General features: G+C 28.3%; 11 protein-coding genes. 9 read left to right on the forward strand and 2 right to left on the reverse strand.

All coding sequences use genetic code 11. The features are described 5' to 3' along the window. The first annotated feature begins 54 nt into the window (after positions 1-54). A complete protein-coding gene (locus ACR0P1_RS06915; protein ID WP_432645675.1) occupies positions 55-519 on the forward strand; it encodes a HEAT repeat domain-containing protein in 465 nt (154 codons plus the stop codon). 80 nt (positions 520-599) lie between these two features. Here ACR0P1_RS06915 and ACR0P1_RS06920 read toward each other — a convergent pair whose 3' ends face one another. Both ACR0P1_RS06920 and ACR0P1_RS06925 read right to left on the reverse strand, forming a co-directional pair. After that, positions 600-1127 (reverse strand): TIGR00730 family Rossman fold protein, encoded by a 528-nt coding sequence (locus ACR0P1_RS06920; RefSeq protein ID WP_432645676.1) that lies wholly within the window; start codon positions 1125-1127, stop codon positions 600-602. A gap of 12 nt (positions 1128-1139) precedes the next feature. Next, a complete protein-coding gene (locus ACR0P1_RS06925; protein WP_432645677.1) occupies positions 1140-1694 on the reverse strand; it encodes a DUF2115 domain-containing protein in 555 nt (184 codons plus the stop codon). 70 nt (positions 1695-1764) lie between these two features. Here ACR0P1_RS06925 and ACR0P1_RS06930 point away from each other — a divergent pair, with 70 nt between their 5' ends. From ACR0P1_RS06930 to ACR0P1_RS06965, 8 genes are all read left to right on the forward strand, one after another. Then, positions 1765-2409 carry a hypothetical protein gene (locus tag ACR0P1_RS06930; protein ID WP_432645678.1) on the forward strand — a complete coding sequence of 215 codons (645 nt, stop codon included), beginning with the start codon at positions 1765-1767 and terminating at the stop codon, positions 2407-2409. A 57-nt stretch (positions 2410-2466) separates the two neighbouring features. Beyond that, positions 2467-2934, forward strand: a complete 468-nt coding sequence (locus ACR0P1_RS06935) for a hypothetical protein (protein ID WP_432645679.1) — start codon at positions 2467-2469, stop codon at positions 2932-2934. A 116-nt stretch (positions 2935-3050) separates the two neighbouring features. Then, positions 3051-3500 (forward strand): nickel-responsive transcriptional regulator NikR, encoded by a 450-nt coding sequence (gene nikR, locus ACR0P1_RS06940; protein ID WP_432645680.1) that lies wholly within the window; start codon positions 3051-3053, stop codon positions 3498-3500. Between the two features lie 23 nt (positions 3501-3523). Further along, positions 3524-4291 carry a methyltransferase domain-containing protein gene (locus tag ACR0P1_RS06945; RefSeq protein ID WP_432645681.1) on the forward strand — a complete coding sequence of 256 codons (768 nt, stop codon included), beginning with the start codon at positions 3524-3526 and terminating at the stop codon, positions 4289-4291. A gap of 8 nt (positions 4292-4299) precedes the next feature. After that, positions 4300-4782 (forward strand): hydrogenase maturation peptidase HycI, encoded by a 483-nt coding sequence (gene hycI / locus ACR0P1_RS06950; protein WP_432645682.1) that lies wholly within the window; start codon positions 4300-4302, stop codon positions 4780-4782. Continuing rightward, positions 4779-5873 carry an ATP-grasp domain-containing protein gene (locus tag ACR0P1_RS06955; RefSeq protein WP_432645683.1) on the forward strand — a complete coding sequence of 365 codons (1095 nt, stop codon included), beginning with the start codon at positions 4779-4781 and terminating at the stop codon, positions 5871-5873. Before hycI ends, ACR0P1_RS06955 begins: the two co-directional genes overlap by 4 nt. A gap of 66 nt (positions 5874-5939) precedes the next feature. Beyond that, on the forward strand, positions 5940-7022 hold the full coding sequence (locus tag ACR0P1_RS06960; protein WP_432645684.1) for a glycosyltransferase family 4 protein: 1083 nt from the start codon (positions 5940-5942) through the stop codon (positions 7020-7022). Positions 7023-7042: 20 nt separating this feature from the next. Further along, a partial coding sequence (locus ACR0P1_RS06965) for a Mur ligase family protein (protein WP_432645685.1) occupies positions 7043-8461 on the forward strand: 1419 nt, incomplete at its 3' end.

Below are 8461 nucleotides of genomic sequence, written 5' to 3' on the forward strand. Positions count from 1 at the left end.
ATATTATATTAATTACTAAAATGATAGTAAATATATTCAATTTGAGGGATTGCAATGGAAAATACTACTGAAGAATTAATTGAATTATTGAATGATAAAGATGATTTTGTTGTTGAAGATGCACTCGGACAATTAGAAATTAAAGGCTCAGAAGCACTTGATGATTTAATTGGTGCATTATCACACAGAAAGAAAAATGTTAGATTACATGTTGCTACTCTTTTAGGTGCAATTAATGATGAAAGAGCTATTCCTGCATTAATCGAAACATTAAACGACAATAATAAACTTGTTAGAAGAGAAGCATCTACAGCTTTATCTCGTATGGGTGCACCTGCTGTTGATCCGTTAATTGAAATTTTAGGAAATGATGATTGGAAAGTAAGGGGAGCAGCTGCTTGGGCACTTGGAAATTTAGGTGATGAGAAAGCTATTCCTGAACTTGAAAAATTACTTGATGATGAAAGTGCTTTTGTAAAAACAGGTGCTAAAAGCGCAATTGAAACAATTAAGAAATAAGTATCTTATTTCTTTTCTCTTTTTTTTTTTAAATATAATGTGTTATTAGATATGCTAGTTTTTGGAATAAATATTAAAATTCATTCCAAGTATTCAAAGATTTTATCTGCTGTATCTGCAATTTTGATAAGATCATATTGATTTGATAAGAATCCTTTTTGAGTCATGTCATCCAACATATCAAACATTTTATTGTAAAAGCCATCAATGTTAAAAATAATAATCTCTTTATTGTGTCGTTCGAGTTTTTTGAGGGTTATTATTTCAAAAAATTCATCTAAAGTACCAATTCCGCCAGGTGCGATAATGAATGCATCGGATTCTTCTAAAAATTTATTTTTTCTCTCATCCATTGATTTAACATAAATAAATTCACTACAATTTTTACATAATTGCTCATAGTCTTTTATCCATTCAGGAGCTATTCCAATTAATTTTCCATTATTATCTTGAACTCCACGAGCACATGCGCCCATCATTCCATTGTTTCCACCACCAAAAACAAGAGTATGGGATTTTTGAGCTATTAAACAGCCCAGTTCATATCCTGCATTAGTATAAATTTTGTCTATTTCTCTACTTCCAGATCCATAAAGACAAATTCGCATATCTTTTACCTCCTAAACATTTGGTGTTTGTTCTGCAAGACATAAATGACAAATTGCATTGACATTGTCTTTTTGTTTATCTTTAACTGGGCATAAAAATTTTCCATTTTTTTCTTCTACTTTCAAACTACCTGGAAATTCACTTCCAACAGGATGGATAGGTTCTTCTAAAATAAATGTGGTGTATAATGATGTAATAACATAAATCAATGGGAATCTATCTTCTTCTGATGAACTTATTCTTTCTTTTTCGAAGACTCTTTCAAGCATTGGGAAAGATTGATCAAAAGATTTTTTATCAATGTTACTATCATGATTATATTCTTCTTGTTCTAAGACTTCTTTCATACGCATGATGAAATATTCAATATAAACTTTTAAGTATTTTTCACGATAGTTTGCGTGAACATATTCTCCATCTTTTCTCATTTGTGCTGTAGCCATCATTAAGTCGTATACTGATATGATATTAGCATATTTTTTTAATAAATCCATTAGTTCTTTTTTTGTAATGGTTTCATTTGAAGATAATTCTTTAAGTTCAAGTAGTATGCACTCACTTTTCATGATTTTTATTATAAAGTTTAATAAATAAATACTTTTAACATAATATTAAAAGTATTAATGAGGTAATGAAATGTCTGAAAATTTTATGGAGATTACAAAAGAGGATATTGAAAATATTGATAATGCATTAAAAAGTAATGCGGATTATAAATTAAATAATGCTAAATTTGACATCAAATCATTTGAAAAAGGTAAAGATATTAGTTTAACTCAATATGTTGCAAATGTGGAAAATGAATTAGTCTTCCAAACAAAAGAAGAAAATGGTAAATATTATATTTCAGAGATATTTAACTTATTTATGGACAATATTATTAATGGAAATGTTTCAAGAGATGTTTTCCAATCAGTAAGTAGTTATTTCCATGATGTTATTGCAGATGAAAATAATGATTTTGAGGATGAAAAAGAAGAATTAATTAATTTTTTGGTTTTAACTGAAGAGTATGATGCAAATAAACTAGAAATTGATTTAGATCCATCTAAAATACGTCAAGATTATAAGAAGGATTATGATGTAATTTACAGTGATGATTCTTTAAACAGAGTTCAAAAAAGTTTAGCATTAAAAGAGTTATTACATATGTCAATTTGTCAAGTTGTTAACGATATTGACTTATTTTTCACAAGGCCTCATGATTTGACTCCTGAGGAACATTCCGAAAAAAATAGACAAGAACAAAAATCACTTGAGAATGAAGTACAATTGTCATAAATATTTAAGTATCATTATTATTATATTATTAATATAAAATTAAATTTTTCTGATTGTATGATAACTATTACCAAAAAAGAAGAAGTTGTTTTAGATCAAGTTAAAATATTTAACCTAGAATATCCTGATGGGATTCCAGTAAATGTTTTAAAAAAGGAATTGGGGTTTCATGAATATGATCTAGTTCAAATTCTTGAAGAGCTTCAAGATAAACATTTAGTTACATTCAAAGATAATAAAGTTAGTTTATCTGGAAATGAAAAAGAAATTAATACTGTTAATTCTAGAAAGGATGTTAAAGAGTTAGAATTGAATTTAAAGGAAAAAGAATCTTATGAATTAATCAAAAGTTTAGTTGATGATAAAAATTTAATTTCAAAATATACTCTTGAGGGTCATTTACTTTATGGTGATTTGAAACTCACTAATTTTAGAATGTATCATATTATTTTATCTCTGCAAAACAAAGGTCTTCTAAAACCTATTGATAAAACTGATGGTGAGTATTACCTGTTAGTTGAATAATATTTTTTAATAAATTTTTAATATTATTGTTAATAATATTTTATAAATTAATCATAATGTTTATATACTTAATTATTATACATATAAGTAATAATTGATTTTTAATGTGTATTATTATGATGAGAATAAGTATGTCATTACCAAAAAAATTACTCGCCAATTTTGACGAAGTATTAAGAGATAGAGGATATCAATCTCGTTCAAAAGGAATTCGTGATGCACTTCAGGATTATATTGTAAGATATCAGTGGATGAATTCCATGGAAGGTCAAAGAATAGGTATTATAACTATTATTTATGATCACCATTATACAGGAGTTATGGAAAATCTGGCTGAGATTCAACACAGTTTCAGAGATGAAATCAACAGTAGTATGCATATTCACATGACTGATAAGTATTGTATGGAAATTGTTGTGGTAAATGGGGATATTGTCAAAATTCGTGATTTAACTGAAAGAATCATGAGACTCAAGGGAGTTGAGCATGTAAAACTCACAAGTACTGCAAATGGTGAAGAATTTAGTGAGCCGGGTCATTCACATGATCACGATCATCACCATTAATTTTCTCTTTTTATTTTATTAACATGAAATTTAAAACAACTCCATATCATTTCGATTTGCTTAAAGATAATGATAGATTATCTGCTTTTTTTGAAGCTATAACTGACTATACGGGGAATAATAAGTTAGCTTATGATTTAGGATGTGGCAGTGGTATTTTATCTTATTTTTTAAATGAGTATTTTGATGAAGTTATTTCTTTTGAAATTGATAAAAAAGCATATGATTGTGCTAAAGAAAATTTAAAGTTATTTGAAAATGTTCAAGTAATTAATTCGGATGTTTTAGAATATAATTTTACAAAAAAAGCTGATTTAATTGTTTGTGAAATGTTAGATACTGCATTAATTGATGAGGAAGAGGTGCCAGTTCTTAATTATGCTAAGCAATTTTTAAAAGAAGATGGTAGTATTATACCTCAAGGAATTATTAATACAGTTGAGCTTGTTAATCTTGAAAGGAATTATATTCATTGGGATGAAGGAGCGAATTATGAAATCTATTCAAAACCAATAGTCTATTTTGAATTAAATTTTTTAAATGAAATTAATCCCAAGTTTGAAGCTGATTTAACATTAAAAGCAGATAAATCTGGAACCATTAATGGATTAAAGATTACAAGCTATACTAAACTTAATGATAATCTAATTGTTGGACCATTGCCTATGTTGAATTCACCATTATTAATTCCATTAGATGAAAAGTCGGTAAGTGTAAATGATTTAATAAATGTAAGACTAAAATATATAATGGGAAATGGAATAGAAAGTATTCACACTGAATATTATTAGGTGATATATTGTCTTTTGATTTAGAATTAAAGAGTTTTTTATCTGATTTTAAAAAATTAGTGGTATTAGGTGTTGGTAACGAGCTTAAAACTGATGATGGTATTGGACCTTTCATTATTAAGAAATTAATCGAAGAAAATATTGAAAAAGATAATTTAATACTGATTAATGCAGAAACAGTCCCTGAAAATTTCACAGGCAAAATCAGAAAAGAACAACCAACCCATGTGATTATAGTTGATGCATGTTTGATGGGAGCTCAGCCAGGGGATATCAAAATTGTTGATAAAGATAATTTTGCAAAAATTGGTATTTCAACACATTCCATGTCATTATCCTATTTTGTCAAATATTTAGAAAGGGATAATGATTTTAAAATAATATTTGTTGGAATTGAGCCTAAAACTATGGAGTGGGGAGAAAAACCAACAGAAAATGTTGAAAAAGTAGCTTATTATTTTATTGATTTATTAAAGGAGAGTATATTATGAAATTATTATTTATCGGTTCAAGATTATATGATGATATTGATTGGTATGTAAAAAGAAAAAACATTGAAAGTGTTTTAACAGAATCTAATGAAAATGCTATTAATTTAGATTTACCTGATCAAGTGTTTATTGTTCCTCGTGGAATGGATGGTCCAAAACAGGTTGCATTAATGCAAAAAGTTGATGCTATTGTTCCATTAATAGGAATTGACCCTCCATTAATAGATGTTGCACATATGAAAGAAGAAATCGAAGAGGAATATGGAATTCCAGTAATTGCTGCTGGAGTAAGGGCAGTGGAATTAACTTCAGATAAGATTAAAACTAAAAAATTTTATCAAGAAATTAGCATAACAACTCCGGATTATCAAATATTGAATAGTCCCGAAGAGTTAACACTAGATTTTCCAGTTGTATTGAAGCAGGGTGAAGGTCAAGGTGGAAAAGATATTAAAATTGCTAAATCAATGGAAGATGTCACTGAATACTTTGAGAAATTCAATCAAGCATTATGTGAAGAATTTATCGAAGGGTCTGAAATTTCTATTGAGGTATTAGGATTTAATGGAGAATATGTTGCTTTACCTCCTATATATAAAGGTGAGACCACTTTTGAAGGTACACATCCATTAAATAAAGTAAAAACAGGTCCTTGCTTGGTTCAAGGATTAGATAATAATTTAGTCCAACGTACTGCTTATAAAATTGCTAAATGCTTAGATTCTGATGGTATTTTTGAGATGGATTTTATGTATTCTGCAAAAGATGACCAGCTATATGCTATTGAGGTTAACACTCGTCCTAATGGTACAAGATATTTAACAACTGCAACTTGTGGTGTCAATTCATTATGTGAATTGGTTAATATGGCTATTGGTGAATTTTCATTGGCAAATATTTCAGATAAATTAAGATATTATTACTCAACTGAAATTCCAATTGGTAATTATGATGGTCCAGCTCCAAAAGAACCTGTAAAATCATTTGAAGATAATGACTTTGTTGTTCATGGTCCTGAAGGCTATCAAAGAGTTACTGCTAGAGCTAATTCAAAAGATGATCTTGAAAATTTAGTTTCAAAATTGATATAAATCTGTGTTATAAGTTATAATTATATACTATTATCAATAGATATTTTAATTAATTTAAAAGATTTATTGTGTGGTAAAATGAATAATACAGATATGTTGATTATTTTTTTAATAACATTATGTGCTACAATATTCTTTACATGGTATGTTAAAAGGATATTAATTAAGGCAAGGATTGCTGATAATCCAATAGTTAGTGAACACAGACATAAGAGTGGTACTCCTACAATGGGTGGTATTGCATTCTTATTTACTATTTCTTTAATTATAGCATTATATTATCAAAATACTCCAATTTTACTTGTATCATATATAATGCTTGCAGCAGGAATTGTAGGTTTAGTTGATGATTTAATTGGTCTTAAAGTTAAAGAAATCCAAAAAATTGTTGTAAATAGTTCCAATGAGGTTATTACTCTTGGAAGGTTAGATGTTGAACCTGGAGAAGAAGTACGTGTTGCTACCCCTAAAGCAAAAGCTGAAATTGATGATTTACTTAAAGAGGGTAAAGTTGAAGTTGTTGGTGAAGTACCAATTAAAACTGAACCGGAAGAACTTGAAAAAATTATTTGTCAAATCGTATTAGGTTTATTCTTTGCTTTAACAGGGGTTGTTACAACAATTGGTGGTTTTGAATTAGGTATTTTAGCTATTCCTGTTGTCGTAATAGCTATTATTGGTTCTATTAATTCAGTTAATCTTATTGATGGTATGGATGGTCTTGCAGCAGGTATTGTAGGGATTGCTTCAATTGCTTGCTGTGTATATGGTTATCTATTTGGACAGTTAACAATTATTCCACCATTCTTAATTCTTGCAGGTTTATGTTTAGGATTCTTAGTATTCAACAAATATCCTGCATCAATATTTATGGGGGATACAGGATCATTTGTATTAGGTGCTGGTTATGCAGCTGCTGTTTTAGTATGTGATATTCCTTACTTTGGAGTTCTTGCATTAGGAGTACCTATTATTTCAGTAGTGGTTAGTTTACTTCACAGAGCAAATATTATTAAATTGCCTGTAGAACCATTACATCACACTTTAAATCATTATGGCATGTCTGAAACAAAGATTATAATTAGTTATTGGGGAATTACAGTTTTATTATGTATAATTGGTATTCTTGCTAAGATTTATATATTTTAATTCCATTTTTGAGTGATAATATGAAGATTCAAGAATTAGTTAAGTTAGTCGAAGGAAAACTTGTTGGGAATGTTGACTTTTTTTCAATAGATGGGTTTTCAGGTAGATTCACTTTTTTAAATGATGCACACACTGGAGATATTGTTGTAAGACATTGGATTGATGGTAATGGTGTTGCAATGGCATTTAAAAAAAATATTGCATGTTTAATAACACAAAATCCAAAGGGTGATGCTATTGAAATGGCTGAGAAACTTAGTTTTCCATTGATAATTACAGACAAAATTGAACTTGCTAATGCTTTAGCACTTTCACATGCAATTAGTAAATACTCACCTAATTCAACTAATATTATTGTAACTGGTACAAACGGTAAATCAACTACTTCTCATTTAATTTATCATATTTTAAGCATTAGTGGTTTTCATGTTCTTACAAATACTGATAGTGAATCCGAATTTAATACTTTAATTGATCCGATGGTTGCTAAATTGATTTCTGATGAAGTTAGGGAAAATGGTGAATTAGATTATCTGGTCATTGAAGTTTCTGAAGTTCAAGGTTGGCTTGGAAAATTAATGAAAAATCATGCGGCATTAATGAGTGGAGCGGTTAAGCCACAAGTTGGTGTAATAACCAATATTGAAATGGATCATGTGGGTCTTGTAAATTCTATTGATGATATATTTAATGAAATAGATAAAGTTCCAGAGGCAATTGGTGATGGAATATGTGTTTTAAATTATGATGATGAATTAGTAATGAAATTAAATGCAAAAAATCCATTTTATACTTCCATGTCTAAAATAGATTATCCAAATGCAGTCTATTTTGATGATGGAGCTATTTATCATAAAGGAAATTCAATTTTAACTGTTGATGAATTACCATTTACAGGTAAACATTTTATACAGAATATCTTATCTGCTATTGGTGTATGTATTTCTTTAAATGTGGAAATGGATTCTATTATTGATGGAGTAAAATCTTATAAAGCACTTAATAGGAGATTTGCAAAATTAAATGATAAACCGTTAATTTATGATGATTTTGCACATAATCCTGATGGAATTAAATCGACAATTTCTGAGACTCTAAAATTGCTTCAAGATAATCAAAAATTATATGTTGTATGTGCTATTAGAGGTTCAAGAGGTATTGAAATCAATCAATTAAATGCTGAAGCTCTTGTTGAATCCATGGATGATAATATTGAATTGATTTTATCTTCAAGTAATGATGTTGTCGATAATTTAAATTGGGTTAATGATGAAGAAAGAGAATTTTTCTTCAATGTATTAAATAAAAATAAAGTTAGCTATGTTCATTTTGATAATTTAAAAGATTGTTTAAGTGAAGTTTACAAAAAAGCAGATAAAGAAGATATTATTTTATTGATTGGTGCTCAAGGAATGGATCCTGCTGAGTCACTTTTAAAT

Origin of the sequence: Methanobrevibacter sp., assembly GCF_050872065.1 — an archaeon.
GTDB lineage: Archaea > Methanobacteriota > Methanobacteria > Methanobacteriales > Methanobacteriaceae > Methanocatella.